The following is a 384-nucleotide window of genomic DNA, read 5'->3' as shown; positions in this document are numbered from 1 at the left end:
TCGAATCCTCATAAATATAACGCACTCCCAAATGTTTCTCCATTGCCTGAAATATCTGGTCTTCCCGAAAAGGTTTACGCAAGAAATCATCGCATCCGGCTGATAATACCACTGCTCGTTCCTCTTCTAAAACACTGGCCGTCAAAGCAATGACAGCCGTTGCTTGTCCTTGGGTAGTCGCTTTAATCTTTTGTGTCGCGGTAAACCCATCCATCACGGGCATTCGCATATCCATCCAGATTAACTCAGGTTGCCATTCTTGCCAGATATCGATCGCCTCTTGGCCGTTACTGGCTTCTTGAAGTTCAAAGCCCAAAGGACTCAAGAGTTGTACCAACAATTGCCGATTTACGGGTTTATCATCGACAATTAAGATACGATAGC

Annotated in this window: 1 protein-coding gene; it reads right to left on the bottom strand. The window is 45.1% G+C overall.

Going from position 1 to position 384, the window contains the following annotated elements; genetic code table 11:
- On the bottom strand, nucleotides 1-384 hold a 384-nt coding region (locus JUI58_RS27450), incomplete at both ends, for a response regulator (RefSeq protein WP_204101786.1).

The organism is Spirulina sp. CCY15215 (assembly GCF_016888125.1).
Classification (GTDB): domain Bacteria; phylum Cyanobacteriota; class Cyanobacteriia; order Cyanobacteriales; family Spirulinaceae; genus CCY15215.
Note: the sequence above shows the minus strand (reverse complement) of the source record. Positions and strands in the feature narration are given on the sequence as shown.